This window comes from Psychrobacter sp. H25, from assembly GCF_059076335.1.
This window is the reverse complement of sequence record NZ_JCACRV010000001.1, coordinates 3,138,695-3,153,435: the sequence shown is the minus strand read 5'-3', so window position 1 is coordinate 3,153,435 and position 14,741 is coordinate 3,138,695. Positions and strand designations below refer to the sequence as shown.

14 protein-coding genes are annotated in these 14,741 nt (G+C 44.5%); 7 read left to right on the top strand and 7 right to left on the bottom strand.

The window, feature by feature from the left end:
• Positions 1-397: 397 nt before the first annotated feature.
• The 5 genes from AC5JPO_RS12910 to AC5JPO_RS12890 all read left to right on the top strand — a co-directional run bounded on the left by AC5JPO_RS12910 (position 398) and on the right by AC5JPO_RS12890 (position 6,373).
• Positions 398-1,102: an FFLEELY motif protein gene (locus AC5JPO_RS12910; RefSeq protein ID WP_443526136.1), complete on the top strand. Its 705-nt coding sequence runs from the start codon at positions 398-400 to the stop codon at positions 1,100-1,102.
• 202 nt (positions 1,103-1,304) lie between these two features.
• Positions 1,305-2,282, top strand: a complete 978-nt coding sequence (gene ubiE, locus AC5JPO_RS12905; protein ID WP_443526401.1) for a bifunctional demethylmenaquinone methyltransferase/2-methoxy-6-polyprenyl-1,4-benzoquinol methylase UbiE — start codon at positions 1,305-1,307, stop codon at positions 2,280-2,282.
• 89 nt (positions 2,283-2,371) lie between these two features.
• On the top strand, positions 2,372-3,076 hold the full coding sequence (locus tag AC5JPO_RS12900; RefSeq protein ID WP_443526134.1) for a ubiquinone biosynthesis accessory factor UbiJ: 705 nt from the start codon (positions 2,372-2,374) through the stop codon (positions 3,074-3,076).
• A gap of 115 nt (positions 3,077-3,191) precedes the next feature.
• A complete protein-coding gene (locus AC5JPO_RS12895) occupies positions 3,192-4,850 on the top strand; it encodes an ABC1 kinase family protein (protein ID WP_443526132.1) in 1,659 nt (552 codons plus the stop codon).
• A 95-nt stretch (positions 4,851-4,945) separates the two neighbouring features.
• Positions 4,946-6,373, top strand: coding sequence for an FAD-binding oxidoreductase (locus AC5JPO_RS12890; protein ID WP_443526130.1), 1,428 nt, complete (start codon positions 4,946-4,948; stop codon positions 6,371-6,373).
• 97 nt (positions 6,374-6,470) lie between these two features.
• On the opposite strand, the gene ruvB is transcribed toward AC5JPO_RS12890, so the two are convergent.
• The 5 genes from ruvB to AC5JPO_RS12865 form a co-directional block, all read right to left on the bottom strand.
• Positions 6,471-7,451 carry a Holliday junction branch migration DNA helicase RuvB gene (gene ruvB / locus AC5JPO_RS12885; protein WP_319050670.1) on the bottom strand — a complete coding sequence of 327 codons (981 nt, stop codon included), beginning with the start codon at positions 7,449-7,451 and terminating at the stop codon, positions 6,471-6,473.
• 170 nt (positions 7,452-7,621) lie between these two features.
• Positions 7,622-8,242: a Holliday junction branch migration protein RuvA gene (gene ruvA / locus AC5JPO_RS12880; protein ID WP_319050617.1), complete on the bottom strand. Its 621-nt coding sequence runs from the start codon at positions 8,240-8,242 to the stop codon at positions 7,622-7,624.
• A gap of 81 nt (positions 8,243-8,323) precedes the next feature.
• Positions 8,324-9,361, bottom strand: coding sequence for a class II fructose-bisphosphate aldolase (gene fba, locus AC5JPO_RS12875; RefSeq protein WP_443526129.1), 1,038 nt, complete (start codon positions 9,359-9,361; stop codon positions 8,324-8,326).
• Between the two features lie 438 nt (positions 9,362-9,799).
• Positions 9,800-10,186, bottom strand: coding sequence for a hypothetical protein (locus tag AC5JPO_RS12870; RefSeq protein ID WP_443526127.1), 387 nt, complete (start codon positions 10,184-10,186; stop codon positions 9,800-9,802).
• Positions 10,187-10,440: 254 nt separating this feature from the next.
• Positions 10,441-11,655: a phosphoglycerate kinase gene (locus tag AC5JPO_RS12865; protein ID WP_443526125.1), complete on the bottom strand. Its 1,215-nt coding sequence runs from the start codon at positions 11,653-11,655 to the stop codon at positions 10,441-10,443.
• Positions 11,656-11,776: 121 nt separating this feature from the next.
• Between AC5JPO_RS12865 and AC5JPO_RS12860 the strand changes: the two genes are divergently transcribed.
• Both AC5JPO_RS12860 and AC5JPO_RS12855 read left to right on the top strand, forming a co-directional pair.
• Positions 11,777-11,926, top strand: coding sequence for a hypothetical protein (locus tag AC5JPO_RS12860; protein ID WP_443526123.1), 150 nt, complete (start codon positions 11,777-11,779; stop codon positions 11,924-11,926).
• Positions 11,927-12,093: 167 nt separating this feature from the next.
• Positions 12,094-12,423: a TraR/DksA family transcriptional regulator gene (locus AC5JPO_RS12855; RefSeq protein ID WP_443526121.1), complete on the top strand. Its 330-nt coding sequence runs from the start codon at positions 12,094-12,096 to the stop codon at positions 12,421-12,423.
• Between the two features lie 72 nt (positions 12,424-12,495).
• Here AC5JPO_RS12855 and AC5JPO_RS12850 read toward each other — a convergent pair whose 3' ends face one another.
• The gene (locus tag AC5JPO_RS12850; protein ID WP_443526119.1) at positions 12,496-13,155 is read right to left on the bottom strand and encodes a thiamine phosphate synthase; all 660 of its coding nucleotides are present in this window, start codon (positions 13,153-13,155) and stop codon (positions 12,496-12,498) included.
• 93 nt (positions 13,156-13,248) lie between these two features.
• Positions 13,249-14,331 carry a serine hydrolase gene (locus AC5JPO_RS12845; RefSeq protein ID WP_319050625.1) on the bottom strand — a complete coding sequence of 361 codons (1,083 nt, stop codon included), beginning with the start codon at positions 14,329-14,331 and terminating at the stop codon, positions 13,249-13,251.
• Between the last annotated feature and the right edge of the window lie 410 nt (positions 14,332-14,741).

Genomic DNA, 14,741 nt, shown 5'->3' with positions numbered 1-14,741 from the left:
AAATGATGTTTTTGCTGATCTTTATTATTGCTCGGTCATTTTATTGTCAGATAATATCAAAACCTTTGACCAAGAAGCCTGTCATGAAGAAGCTGTTAATTAAAAAGCTATGCGTTAAGAAGATTTCCGCTAAGTGCTTCTGCACACAGCGGATATTGCTAGCAAAACGTTCTTTGAATTGTCTTTTCGGCTATTTTTATCTCACTTAATCATAGCACCACGCCAATCGAGTAAATAATAGTGCTATGTAACAGTTTGGCATTTGTATTCTTATTTATTTTCTTTTAAGGTGAACACAATTTTTAGTGCTTGTTAACATAGATGCTCAAACACTCACTACATCAAATCAACATACCTACTTTTTAAAATATTATTTACCTCTATAGGATTTACTGCCATGGCCGCTTTAGCTGATCTACAACAGCACTTGAACCGTTTTTGGGCACTACCTCATCATCAGGATGAGCAACTGAGCATTAAGCTCAAAGAAGTACAAACATGGCAGCAAGCACGCATACGTCATACTCATCGCGCACTGTTTGAGCAGCCAAAAAACCAGCTAATGGCAGATTATTTTTTGACCCAGTTGTATGGGGGTGATGAATTCAAGGTGTTGGCTGAACAGCTAGCACGTATATTGCCAAAAGCCAAAAAACTAGAGCGTCTTGCCAAAGAATCTGCGTTAGAAGCTGGTAGCATGGGCATCCAAGCCGCGATTTTGGCCATTGAGCTAGACTTGCACTTAGCACAGTGGCTGCTCGATCAAAACTTGCCTGTGAACGAAGACAACATGCTGGCCGCTTACCGTGCTGTGGACGAAGAGGCAGAGCGCCGAGTACAGATTGCCAATCTAAAAGAGGTATGCTATCGCACGGACAAACACTTAAACTCATTCATGCTAAAAAAGGCGTTTGGCTTAGCAAAGACCACAGCATATCGTCACGGTTATCAACCGCTTTATGACTTTATTGATACAGGCTTTAAGGCGATGAAACCTCTTAAGAGTGTCAGCGACTTTATTGAGCCGTTTTGTAAGCGTGAACTACTGATCGTCGATGAGGTGCATAATAGCGATAAGCCAGTAGGGTTTGGTGTATCATAGAATACATCATTTAGAGTTCAATCAGCTCTTATAATACATTAGGCTGTATGTAGTCTAATAAAAACGATAGGGAAACACGATGACCGATACTTCAAACAATAACAGTGCCCATCTTGACCATACCATACCTACCAATAGTCACTTGCAAAACAAACTGGTAGAGGACAGTATCGCTCATAACCAGCAGATAAGCGCACAGATAATGCGTGCCCAGACAGCGGCATCTAACGCAGATAACAGCAATGCTGCTCATAACAGCAACAATGACTTTACCAAAGTTCAAGATCTACCAACTGGAACGCCGCAAGGCCAGCAAACGACTATGCCAAACAGCAATAAGAGTAGTAGCGCTAACAACAGTACCGCGCAAACGATCAAGCAAGCACTATTTAACCAACGCGATGACATCAACAATCCGCATACGCCAGATACTGATGGCGACGAGCCAACGCATTTTGGGTACAAGACCGTCAATAAAGCTGAAAAGCAAGCACGCGTGGCTGATGTCTTTACGTCTGTCGCCAAAAAATACGATATCATGAACGACTTGATGTCATTTGGTATTCATCGTCTATGGAAGCGCTATGCTATTAGTCTATCAGGCGTTCGTGCGGGTCAGCATGTATTAGATATCGCTGGCGGTACGGGCGACTTAGCTAAAGTATTTAGCCGTGAAGTCGGTAGAAACGGTCATGTTGTATTGTCAGATATCAACGCTGCTATGTTAGAGGTGGGCCGTGAACGTCTGATCAATGCTGGCTGTAACAATGTTGATTTTGTACTGGCGAACGCTGAAACATTGGCACCATTTGATGATGAAAGCTTTGATCTAGTGACCATTAGCTTTGGTCTACGTAACGTCACAGACAAAGACGCAGCGCTAAAAGCCATGTACCGCGTGCTAAAACCAGGCGGTCGCTTGTTGATTCTGGAATTCTCAAAGCCCGTGTTTGAGCCATTATCAAAAGCCTATGATTTGTATTCGTTTACCGCCCTGCCAGTCATGGGCAAGCTGATTGCTAATGATTCTGAGAGCTATCAATACTTGGCGGAATCAATTCGCATGCACCCTGATCAGCAGACCTTAAAGCAAATGATGCAACAAGCTGGCTTTGAAAACTGTGATTATCACAACTTGACTGCTGGTATTGTTGCTGTGCACCGCGGCTTTAAGGCGTAGAGCACAACTGGCAATACCCTATTGAACTGACGTCAATACTTAATATTCTATGCGCTAATCAAGCGCTCACTTAACGATGCGAGAGCCTTATGCTAACTGTATTACTATTGGCTGGTGCCGAAAAGCTGATTAATATTGCGATTGCAAGTGACGAGATTACCAAAGCAGGTTTGGCACCACTTGCGGGTAAAGTATTGCGTCTCAATATGGGCATGCCTGATATTGACTTAGATGTCCTGTTCTCTCATGAACGCTTGCGTTTTGAGCCAGTCATGACTGAAAGTGTGTTTGAGCCAAGTGGCCAGATGAGCGAACGCCAAAGAGCCAGTATGGAGCGCGCGCGTTTTGGTCATAGCCGGCCAGACTGTACCATCACTGTAGACAATCCTGCGCAGCTGCTCAATCTGATGCGCGGCGCTGAAGGTAACTTACCAATCGCTGGTGATTACAAAGTACTAATGCAGCTTAAACAGCTGGTGGCAGGCTTTGATCCCGATGTAGCAGGTCAGCTTGAGCCACTGATTGGTAAACCGATGGCCAGTCAATTACATCTTCTCATCTCTCAGCTCAAAGGTACCTGGCGTCACAATGCCAAACGTGCTTTTGACGATGTTAGTGATTGGGCCAACGACGTTGCCGGTAATAGCACACCTGATCCTGTCGAAGTCGCTGAAGCCAATGACCTCAAACAGCAACTCTTAAAGCTGCGGGCAGATGTCGAACGTGAACAAGCCAAGCTTGCTGCTATCAAAGAAGAGCAAGCACGTTTCCTCAACAACTCATTTCATCAGTAGTTTGTTTTATGAGTAGCGTATTTAACCCATGATCAGCAATCAGTATTGCTGGTCATATTTACTATAAAACATAGCGCCTACCCTATTTTCGTTTTTGTCCAGAGTACCCTATCCCATGCTACTATCTCACCGCGCCCGTTTACTTGAGCTTTGGCGTATTGCCGCCACATATCGCCTCGATACCCATTTTTCTGTCGAGGAAGCGCCGCAGCTACAACCGTTAATGCGCCTAATTCGTACGCATCCGGCAGCATGGGGCAAGAAGCACCAGCCAAATGCCATTAAATACGCGCTTGAAGATATGGGTACACTATTCCTCAAATTAGGCCAGCTGCTCTCAACACGCCGCGATCTGGTACCACCTGAGATTATCGCTCAATTGGTACAACTGCAGGACAAAGTTAAGCCTTTTGATGCTGATATTGCTGTCGCTCAAATTGAGCACGCGAAACATGGTCTCGGTCAGCCTGTCGATACCTTGTTTGCCCGATTTGATATTAAGCCACTGGCGGCAGCCTCTATTGCACAAGTCCATACGGCAGCATTGCATGACGGACGTGAAGTCGTCGTAAAAGTCGTACGTCCTGATATTCGTACTGTGATCGTTTCTGATTTTGAATTACTACGAGAACTGGCAAGTTGGGCATCTGCCCGTATAGAAGCTGCGCGCGCCGTACATATCATTGATATCGTCGAAGACTATCGGCAAGTCATGCTCAATGAGCTGGATTTGACGCTTGAGGCTGACAATACCACGCAAATGCGCAACAACTTCTTGGGTTCAGCATTGATGTATGTGCCTGAAGTGTATGATGCTGCCAAAAACGTGATGGTCATGGAGCGTATCCAAGGGGTGCCCATCTCACAAGTTGAGATATTCGATCAGCTGGGTTATGACCGTGCAGCGCTTGCCGAAAAAGGTCTAACGATATTCTTTACGCAAGTGTTCCGTGATAACTTTTTTCATGCCGATATGCATCCAGGTAATGTATTCGTTGAGACACCGCCTGTGCAGACACTACACGAAGGTATGGCAGCAGTTGATTTGGGGCATGAACCACGCTATATCGGGCTTGATTGCGCCATCATGGGCACCCTATCAAAAGACGATCAGCTTATCGTGGCACGAATGCTACTTGCGGTCATGAATAACAACTTTACCGCGGTCGTCGATATCGTTAGCCGTGCAGGCTGGATACCACCAAATGCTGACAAGCATGCCCTAATGCGTGATATGAAGCGCACCGTGGGCCCTATGCTACAAAAATCAATCAATGATATCGATTTTGCTGGCGTACTAATGCAGATTTTAGACATTGCGCGTCGTCATCATATGAGCATCCCGCCTCAACTGATGCTATTGCTCAAAACCTTAGTTCATGTAGAAGGACTCGGTCGCGACTTGTATCCTGATCTGGATATTTGGTCGCTTGCCAAGCCCATCCTGAGCAGTTGGATTAAGGAGCAGTTAGATCCTATGCGTAATCTACAACAGTTACGTCAGCAGCTGCCTGAAATGCTACTGTCTACCACCGATATCCCTAAACTACTTGATCAAGGTCTACAAAGCCTTGCCTCACAAGGATCACGTCAGGACAGTCAATTGCGTGAAATTCAGCAGATCCGCGCTGACATGCTCAATGACCGTCGCCGCGATTGGTTGGCACTGGCTGGATTCGGTATCAGTATTGGTATTGCAACGCAAGTGGGCTGGTTTGCACCCTTGTTTTATTTGTTAGCTGTTTTAGTCGTTGTATGGCGTATCCTAATGTAATTATAATAGAACAAATGCCTGTTATTAGCGATATCAAATAAATATCGATTATGTTAATTTAAGGCTGAATAATCGCATTATTTATAGGATCCATCATGTCATCAGTAGCATTGTCACAGACTCACAACACTCTCAAACCAGACCATAGCTTGGCTATTGCAGCACTGCAGGAACGCTTTGGCAAACAATTGAGTGTGAACTCAACAGTGCGCGAGCAGCATGGCCATACGATGACGTGGCTGGCCAATCAGCCGCCAGATGCCGTACTAACGGTGCAAGATAAGCAAGAAGTCGCAGCAGCGGTCGAGATTTGTCATCAGTATGAGATGCCCGTGATCGCTTTTGGTATTGGCTCATCGTTAGAGGGTCAGCTGAATGCACCCTATGGCGGTTTATGCATCGATATGCATGCCATGGATGCTATCTTGCAGGTTCATAATGAAGATTTGACTGTGACGGTGCAACCTGGCGTGACGCGTGAGCAGTTAAATCACTACTTACGTGATACAGGGCTGTTTTTTCCGATAGATCCCGGTGCGAATGCCAGTCTTGGTGGTATGGTCGCCACTCGCGCCTCAGGTACCAATGCAGTGCGTTATGGCACTATGAAAGATGTGGTACTCGCGCTTGAAGTAGTAACGGCGAGCGGAGATATCGTACGCACAGGTACGCGAGCTAAAAAATCTGCTGCAGGCTATGACCTGACGCGATTAATGATTGGATCGGAGGGAACACTAGGGATTGTCACCGAGATCACGCTCAAACTGTTTGGTATCAGCGAATGTATCGGTAGCGGTATTTGTCACTTCTCAACCATCGAAGATGCCTGTCAGGCAGTGATGCTGACTATCCAGATGTGCTTACCTATCGCGCGTATTGAGCTACTAGACGCGATGCAAATCAAAGCATGTAATCAATATGACAATCTCAATCTTACTGAGACGCCGACACTATTTGTCGAGTTTCATGGCACAGAAGCAGGCGTTGCTGAACAGGCTCAACTATTCAGTGATATTATCGCAGAATTTGGCGGCCGTGATTTTTCTTGGGATACGAATGAAGCTGAGCGCAAACGTCTCTGGCAAGCAAGACATAATGCATATCATGCCAGCTCTGCGCTACGACCTGAGGCCAGTGCGTTATCCACTGACGCTTGCGTGCCTATTTCACGACTTGCAGAATGCGTGAGTGCCACCGCAAAAGATATTGAAGACGCTGGTATGATTGGACCTATTGTCGGTCATGTTGGTGATGGCAACTTTCATGTCTTGTTGTTAGTCGATGCGGGCAATCCTGATGAAGTCGCCACCGCTGAGGGTATTATCGGGCGCCTAGCCACACGGGCTATTGAGATGGATGGCACTTGTACAGGGGAGCATGGTATTGGACAAGGCAAACAAAAATACATGCAGCAAGAGCATGGCAGCGGCCTAATGCTGATGCAAGCTATCAAGTCAGCGCTCGATCCTAAAAACATTTTAAACCCAGGAAAAATATGGCCTGAAGCTCTGCCCATTTTTTAAAATTATTAAAAAAATCATAGCCTATACTGAAGTCAAAGCGACAGCCGAAAAAAGCGCCTACTTTCAATCAAAAGTAGGCGCTTTTCTATTTCTATGCTTATAACATTTGATCAATCGCCATCTGTGTCAGCACCCGTCCACGAGCGGTACGCAGCACATACCCTTGTTGAATGAGATAAGGCTCAATCACGTCCTCAAGCGTACCACGATCTTCAGCCATCGCCGCTGCGACTGCTTCGACCCCAGCAGGACCGCCATCAAAACGCTCATGCAAAATCTCGATATATCGTCTGTCTAGATGATCAAGACCGCGTCTATCTACTGCCAACATATCTAGCGCACTACCTGCAATCGCGCCATTGATGCTGCCATCACCTTTTACCTCAGCATAATCACGCACTCGGCGTAGCAAACGATTGGCAATCCGCGGCGTACCACGAGCACGGCGAGCAATCTCAATCGCCCCATCTTCACTCATCGGCACACGCATGAGGCGCGCTGCTCGACTGACAATCGTTGTAAGATCAGCAATATTATAAAACTCAAGACGCTGCACAATACCAAAACGATCACGTAATGGTGAGGTCAACAGCCCAGCTCTCGTCGTTGCTGCCACCAATGTGAATGGCGGTAAATCAAGCTTAATAGAACGCGCCGCAGGCCCCTCACCAATCATAATATCCAGCTGGAAATCTTCCATTGCTGGATATAGTATCTCCTCGATGACCGAGCTCAATCTATGAATCTCATCGATGAACAGTACATCGCCTTCCTCTAGATTGGTCAGCATGGCTGCCAGATCGCCTGGGCGCTCGAGCACAGGTCCTGAGGTAGAGCGTAGATTGCCCCCCATCTCACGGGCAATGATGTTGGCGAGGGTCGTCTTGCCCAATCCTGGTGGCCCAAATATAAGGGTGTGGTCCAACGCTTCATTGCGGCCACGAGCAGCACCGATAAACACTTCCATCTGTTCACGTACCACTGGCTGACCAATATACTCAGCCAATAGTGCTGGTCGGATGTTGGCATCGGGTGCATCACTGGCACCTTCTAATGGATTAATTAGGCGATCTTGCATCATAGAATTTATCGTTATATTAAAAATATTAGGTAATAAATAGCATAACCAAACGCTGCGCATAAGTCATGCAAAACATCATTAAACAGGTACCAAAACGAAAATAAGCGACATTCAATGTCGCTTATTTATTTACTGCATAATGATACTATATTGATAGCTGTTATAACTCAAAAGCCAGACAGTTGCTGTAGTGTGGCTTTTAGCAAACCTTGAGTATCAGAGAAACCGTCCCCTTTACTCTTGGCTGCTTTTATCGCGAGCTGCGCTTCTTTTTCTTTGTACCCTAGACTGATCAGCGCACCCTCTACCTCAGCGATAATACTGCCTTCATGAGAAACCGTCGTTTCTTGAGGCGTCAACTCAAACGCACCATTATCAACTTCGATAGTTTTTAGCTTATCTTTTAGCTCAATTAATAAGCGCTGAGCTGTTTTTTTGCCGATACCTGGTATACGAGTCAAGGCCGTCTCCGACTCTTGCTCGACATGCATTTTAAGTTCAGCTGCTGACATTGCAGAGAGCATTGCCAATGCCATTTTTGCCCCAACGCCATTGATCTTGATCAGTTGACGAAAAACATCACGTTCTTTGCGGTCAATAAAACCATAAAGCAGTTGCGCATCTTCACGGACATGAAAGTGCGTCCAAATACTTGCCTGCTCATTGAGTTGTAGTTGACAAAACGACGGCAATGGCAGCTCGATATCATAACCCACACCAGAGGTTGTCATGATACAAGCCGTCGGCGCCATCAAGTACTGCACCTGTCCAGTAATCAATCCAATCATTATTTACGACCTCTTGTATGAGCGATTATAAAAATCAGCTGCCATTCATTGTATAAACGTACCTTTTACCAGTATAGTCTACTACTGGTAAAAACCAACCATACCTTCAAGGCTAGTTGGACGGATCTTGTGCGCTTGACCTGCTGAACCAAACGCTTCAAAACGATTGGTACAGATGTCTGACATCGCGACCATAGACGCTTTGAAATATTTACGTGGATCAAATTCACTTGGATTTTTCGCAAGGAACTCACGGATAGCGCCGGTTGATGCCAGACGTAAATCAGTATCGATATTGACTTTACGTACACCATGTTTGATCGCTTCTACGATCTGCTCAACAGGCACACCATAAGTTTCGCCGATATCACCGCCGTTTTCGTTGATGACTTTTAGCCATTCTTGTGGCACTGATGAAGAACCATGCATGACAAGGTGAGTATTAGGAATACGCGCATGAATCTCTTTTACACGCTCAATAGACAAAATATCGCCTGTCGGTGGACGCGTGAATTTGTAAGCACCATGGCTGGTACCGATAGCAATCGCTAACGCATCGACATTGGTGTCTTTTACAAACTGCTCAGCTTCGTCAGCACTAGTCAATAGCTGTTCGTGATCTAATACACCTTCAGCACCAGAACCATCTTCTTCACCAGCCATACCAGTCTCTAGACTACCTAGGCAACCAATCTCGCCCTCTACAGAGACACCACAAGCATGTGCCATTTTGACAACTTCGCGAGTAACGCTAGCATTATAATCGTAATCCATTGGCGTTTTGCCATCTTCACCAAGCGAGCCATCCATCATGACTGATGAGAAGCCAAGCTGAATTGAGCGTTGGCAGATAGCTGGTGACATACCGTGGTCTTGATGCATTACCACCGGGATATGTGGCCACTCTTCGATAGCAGCAATGATCAAATGACGCAAAAATGCCGACCCTGCATAGTTACGTGCGCCTGCACTGGCTTGAACGATGACAGGTGAATCACAAGCATCCGCAGCCATCATGATTGCACGCATCTGCTCTAAGTTATTAACGTTAAAAGCAGGAACACCATAGCTGTGTTCAGCGGCATGATCTAGAAGTTGACGTAAGGATATTAGGGCCATAAGACGCTCTCTGATTGGATTTTGAATAGTATGTTAGAAATGACGACCACTCTACTGCCTATAAGACGACATGCAGAATGATAAAACCCTAAATAATTTTGGGCGTGGTCATCACGCGGTGATTATAGCAAAAATTGTCCTGTCTTCGTAGCGGTTACCTGACTATTTGTCAGTCTGATTAGTGCATCTGCGCCAACCACTTCTATCATACTTGTTCTGAGTCATATAGGCTTGGTGGCATAGATTGAGTGACATATACCAAATCAAATATGTTAAGTCACGCTATCCATTATCCTAATAGCGCACAACGCAAAAAGCCTTGGCAATCACCAAGGCTTTTCTAGTATTTCGAGGCTTATAAAGCAATGACTAATTAAAAGGATGATCTATCAGTTACTGATAATATCCAAACAGTCATCAAAGTACTTGTTACTTTGCTTAGTACTGCTGTTCTGCATCAACTGCAACATCGTTAGCACCGTCAGCAACAGCGTTAGCGCCATCAGCAACAGCTTCAGCAGTGTTTTCGACCGCTGTGTTAGTACCTTCAGCGATAGCATCACCAGTGTTTTCTAGAGCGTCTGTTGCAGCAGCACCCGCAGTTTCAGCGCCTTCAGCAACTTCATCACCAGCGTTTTGTGCAGCAGCTTCGGCTTCGGCAGCAGCAGCGTCTGTTTCAGCTTCAGCAGCTTCAGCATTCATTGCAGCATCATCACCAGCTGACTCAACAGCAGCTTCAGTATTTTCTTCAGTTTGTTGGCTACATGCAGTAACTGCGAAAGTACCAGCAAGTACGCTAGCAAGTAACAAATGACGTTTTAACATAATAAACCTCTCGTAAATAATGCATGTCAAGATACATGGTCGCGCTATTTTATAGAGTGCGAATGAGACATGCAATAATAATTTTCAGTATATAAACAAATAATTACCGCTTGATAATGAATGACTATCGTTCTCACTTATGTAAATAAAAATAAGAAAAACAACAGTCAAAATATTATTTTCACAGACTACCTTAGATACCTACTATTAGTTGTACGTCTAATGTTACTAAACTGCTGAGTAACGTTAACTTTTTAGGCATCAGTTTGCAGCGCTGCAACTGCCGGGAGCACTTTCCCTTCGACGAACTCTAAAAACGCACCGCCACCTGTCGACATATAACTCACACCATCAGCAACTTGGTACTTGTCAATAGCCGCCAATGTATCACCGCCACCAGCTATAGAGAAACCGTCGCTGTCTCTTACGGCAGTTGCCAGTATTTGTGTGCCTTGACCAAAAGCATCGACTTCAAAAACACCTACCGGACCATTCCACAAGATTGTCTTTGCATTAATAATGGCATCAGCAAGCTGCTCTGCACTTTGTGGTGCGATATCCAATATCATGTCATTGTCGCCGATTGCATCAACAGACTTGATGGTTGCTGCAGCTTTCTGTAGAGAGCCTGTAAAATCAGCAAAATCGATATCGCCTTTATCGGCAACAACGACATGCTCCGGTAGCAAGATCTCAGTTTTGGTCATAATGTCACGCGCAGTATCGAGCAAATCTGCCTCGTACAGTGAGGCGCCAACACTGTGTCCTTGAGCGGCCAAGAAAGTATTGGCAATACCGCCACCAACGATAATTTGCGAACACACTTCAGCTAGGCTATGTAGTACTTCTAGTTTAGTAGACACTTTTGATCCACCAACAATAGCAAGCATCGGTTGTGCTGGCGTTTCAAGCGCTTGACTTAAGGCGTCTAATTCAGCTGCCAGCAAAGGTCCTGCGCAAACGCTTTTACCTGCTTGACGCATCGCTTGGGTAACCCCTTCTGTTGATGCCTGTGCACGGTGCGCGGTACCAAAGGCATCCATGACAAAAACATCGCACAAATCAGCATACTTCTTGGCTAAAGTCGTATCGTTTTTCTTTTCACCATCGTTAAAGCGTACGTTTTCTAGTAGTACAACTTCGCCAGGTTTTGCTGCGGTACCTTGCATTAGGTAGTCACTATTAAGGCGTACTGGCGTCGATATTTTCGAGCCCAGTTTGTCTGTCAAATAATCAGCAACTGGTGCCAATGAGTAGATGGTCTCAGGATTGCCTTCTGTTGGACGTCCTAGATGTGAGCATACAATCACAGCAGCGCCCTTCTCTAACGCCATCTCGATAGTGGGTAAACTTGCTTGTAAGCGGGCATCACTTGTAACCTTACCGTCTTTGATAGGGACGTTTAAATCCTCTCGGATCAGTACTACTTTGTCCGTTAAGTTCAGCTCACTCATACGCAAAAAATTCATTGCCTGCTCCTATATATCAACATATTTGTTAATTTACGACTGCTATCATTATTAATAAGACCAATAGTCTTTCTAACTATGAGCCATTATATGTACTCAACGATTTGGATTATCGCTTTGCATGCTTATTATTTATGTCTTTATCGCTAAACGCTCAGGCTGTTTACCCATTTATTTTATTGGACTGGATAAGCAGATAGAAATCAGCGGCGATATATTCTACCAGTTTTCTATCATAGGCTCGCAAGCAACGCTACAAAAACCTGCGTAATGTTGATATAGCGAGCTATTATTTTTAGACGTCTATTTCAACGAATCGATTGCATCTACTAGCGTTGAGCCGATTCAATAAACAGTAACATTTCGTGGTGGTACTCAGCAGTCAGGGTCTTTATGATAGGAGCGTTGACAATAACAATAACCTTTTAGGAGAGCATTATGAGTATTGATTTAGACAATGCAAAACAAAACTTATTAAAGTTAAAAGATGAATACGAGTCTCGCATCGACAAAATTGAAGATCATATCCAAAACCCACAAGATGATCTCAATGAGCACTGGGAGGATCAAGCCATCTCATATCGTCAGAACGATATGCGCAAGAATCTAATGGGCGAAGCACGCCAAAGTCTCATTTACGTTGAAAATGCATTGAGTCGTATCGAAAACGGTACTTATGGCGAATGTGAAGTGTGCGGAGAGCAAATCGAAGAGCAACGATTAGAAGCACTGCCCTACGCTACTTTATGTATGGAACATGCCGAATAGTTACTCAGCTCTTTATATCTATTTTTTAAAGCATTTTATCAAGTAGGTGTTTTCCTTCTAAGCAGGTATTTTCTATTTAGAAAGTGCCTGCTGCCATTCATAACAACGCTCGGCAACCTTATCTACTGGTAACCCCATGATATCGTCCACTACTGCCACAAGAGCAATAGGTATATCTGCCAGTTCTGAGATGTTTTCTGCAGTCAATCCACCTATGACACATATCGGTATGCCCTGCTGACATCCTTCAATTAGCTGCTCACGTGAGACAATGTTCGCGTTTGGTTTAGTGGTAGAGGCAAACACCGCACCCATTGCCGCATAGCTTGCTCCGTTCTTTTTCGCTTTTTTGATGAGTTCTATATCACCGTGGCAGGTACGTCCAATGATTTGGGATGGTGCTAGAACTTGCAAGGCATCACTAATCTTTCCATCTGTTTGACCCAGATGCACACCGACGCCAAGCTTTACTGCCAGTTCAATGTCATCATTAATGACGACTGGGACCTCATATATGTTAGCCAACTCGACAATTTGCTTCGCTTCCTCATAGAGCATCGCATCACCATTTGGTAAGCTGACAATTTGCTTGCGGCGAATCTGTAATAGCCCAATCAAATTTGTCGATAGCGCTGCCTCTAGCTTTTGGTACAACAGACCAAACTCATCATCATTGGTCAGCAAGTAGAGCTTCGGTGGCATAATAGATTGAGATGATGGTGATTGACTCATAGTAAACATCCTTGATTTATTATTCTTAAACACAACACAATAAAAAGGCCGTTATGTAAAATAACAGCCCTTTATGTATTCAAAATAAACGCTTTATACCGTACGGCGTGTTGCTAAGCTATTTAGGATGTTCTTGGCATCTCCCCAACGTGTCGCTGAGCTGTTTGCACCTAAGATAACGATAATCGCTGGACGATTATTAACACGTGTTTCCATTACAACGCAGCGCCCAGCTTCATTGATGAAGCCTGTTTTTGAAATACCGATTGGATAATCACCTGCACGAACTAAACTGCTGGTATTGTTGGCACTATAAGTACGGTTACCGCTTGAGTAGTTCGAGACAAAGAAGTCATAGCTCTTGGTGGTAGAAAAACGACGAATGACATCGTAATTGCCAGCCGCACGTACCATTTTTACCAAATCATTTGAGGAAGCAACATTACGTTTATCAAGTCCAGTTGGATCCCCAAAAAATGCCGTGCTCATACCCAAATCTTGTGCTTTTCGGTTCATTGCACGCATAAAAGAATTGTAGCCACCTGGATAATTACGCGCTAGGCTTTTTGCCGCTGGGTTCTCAGATTTCATCAAAGACATCAACAGTAGCTCTGCACGGTTCATGCGGTCACCTGATTTTAGACGTGAGCTTGCACGCTTGGGACCAACAAAATCCTCTGGATCAAGTGTGATCTCTTCGCGCATATCGAGACCAGCATCTAGCACTACCATAGCTGTCATTACTTTTGTAATACTGGCCATAGGGCGCGCAATATCTGCATCTTTTTCGTAGATAGATTCGCCAGTTTCGGCATCAATTACCGCAACACTGCGCGAGTCAGTACTGATTGGGATCATGTTGCTGCTACCAAATGCACCGCGGTAAGTTGTATTGTAACGAGCGCCATTGGTGTTGCTACTGCTCGCAAAGCTATTGGTGTTCGTGATATTGGTCGTACCATAACCATTATCGACTTTTTTGATGGCTGAGCTGTTAGACTTATACATAATGTTGCGTGCTTCAGATAGGCTATCAGCACCGCCCCAACTCATACGGGCACTAGAGGTCGTCTCAGTGCTACCATTAATTGTAAGTGCGGCTTGTGCAACACTGCCCAAACTCAATGAAATCATAGCAGCGATCAATTGCTGTTTGGTTAATGGTAGTTGCTTCATTATGCCTCCTGCTGTCGCTATCACGCCAGTTACATACTGTCTGACGCCAAAAACGTACGTAGCGTTTGTAGATGTGTTTGTAAGTACTCACATAGAGCTTTTGTATTTTTAGTGTATCATGGTTTACATTTAAGTTTAATCTATCAAACTGATTTAGTGGTTTTTTTTGACTCCATTCAAACTTTGACACAACCAGTTTATATTGTGGAAACATTGATTCACAATATAGAAATATAACTTAACTTAGAATGCTATGATTCTTGATACCTTTCTATATTAACTGATAACTTTCAAACGGACTAAGTACTGACATTTACGTGGTGCATTATCAATGTTTTTTATATTCGGAAACAAAATATACCTCACAACAGTTTCGTTTTTCCTACGATCTCATTCTTATAAAAAATTCA

Coding starts and splice junctions, on each gene's coding strand:
- AC5JPO_RS12845 (WP_319050625.1), bottom strand. CDS start 14,331: ATGAAGCAACTACCATTAACCAAACAGCAATTGATCGCTGCTATGATT.
- fba (WP_443526129.1), bottom strand. CDS start 9,361: ATGGCCCTAATATCCTTACGTCAACTTCTAGATCATGCCGCTGAACAC.
- AC5JPO_RS12910 (WP_443526136.1), top strand. CDS start 398: ATGGCCGCTTTAGCTGATCTACAACAGCACTTGAACCGTTTTTGGGCA.
- ubiE (WP_443526401.1), top strand. CDS start 1,305: ATGCGTGCCCAGACAGCGGCATCTAACGCAGATAACAGCAATGCTGCT.
- AC5JPO_RS12890 (WP_443526130.1), top strand. CDS start 4,946: ATGTCATCAGTAGCATTGTCACAGACTCACAACACTCTCAAACCAGAC.
- AC5JPO_RS12855 (WP_443526121.1), top strand. CDS start 12,094: ATGAGTATTGATTTAGACAATGCAAAACAAAACTTATTAAAGTTAAAA.
- ruvA (WP_319050617.1), bottom strand. CDS start 8,242: ATGATTGGATTGATTACTGGACAGGTGCAGTACTTGATGGCGCCGACG.
- AC5JPO_RS12900 (WP_443526134.1), top strand. CDS start 2,372: ATGCTAACTGTATTACTATTGGCTGGTGCCGAAAAGCTGATTAATATT.
- ruvB (WP_319050670.1), bottom strand. CDS start 7,451: ATGCAAGATCGCCTAATTAATCCATTAGAAGGTGCCAGTGATGCACCC.
- AC5JPO_RS12860 (WP_443526123.1), top strand. CDS start 11,777: ATGCTTATTATTTATGTCTTTATCGCTAAACGCTCAGGCTGTTTACCC.
- AC5JPO_RS12850 (WP_443526119.1), bottom strand. CDS start 13,155: ATGAGTCAATCACCATCATCTCAATCTATTATGCCACCGAAGCTCTAC.
- AC5JPO_RS12870 (WP_443526127.1), bottom strand. CDS start 10,186: ATGTTAAAACGTCATTTGTTACTTGCTAGCGTACTTGCTGGTACTTTC.
- AC5JPO_RS12865 (WP_443526125.1), bottom strand. CDS start 11,655: ATGAATTTTTTGCGTATGAGTGAGCTGAACTTAACGGACAAAGTAGTA.
- AC5JPO_RS12895 (WP_443526132.1), top strand. CDS start 3,192: ATGCTACTATCTCACCGCGCCCGTTTACTTGAGCTTTGGCGTATTGCC.